This is a genomic window from Massilia genomosp. 1 (assembly GCF_011682185.1).
GTDB classification, from domain to species: Bacteria; Pseudomonadota; Gammaproteobacteria; order Burkholderiales; family Burkholderiaceae_D; genus Telluria_A; species Telluria_A rubra.
The window spans coordinates 1-203 of sequence record NZ_WHJF01000715.1; the positions used below are offsets into that span (position 1 = coordinate 1).

The following is a 203-nucleotide window of genomic DNA, read 5'->3' on the forward strand; positions in this document are numbered from 1 at the left end:
CCACAATTCCAGTGTGCCGCCGTCGGCCGATGGCTTGAAAAAGAAGAAAACGAAATCCTTGCGCAAGCCCTCGGACAAGAAGGTCGGCGGGCAGCCGGGCCACGACGGAACGACGCTGATGCAAACGTCGCAACCGACCGAGATCGTCGTCCATCCACTGCCGAGCCAATGCGATCATTGCCACCACCAATTGCCGGCCGATG

At 60.1% G+C, this 203-nt stretch carries 1 pseudogene; it reads left to right on the forward strand.

Annotated features, from left to right (window positions below):
* Window positions 1-13 precede the first annotated feature (13 nt).
* Window positions 14-203 (forward strand): annotated as a pseudogene (locus F1735_RS37310) (IS66 family transposase); the annotation flags it as partial.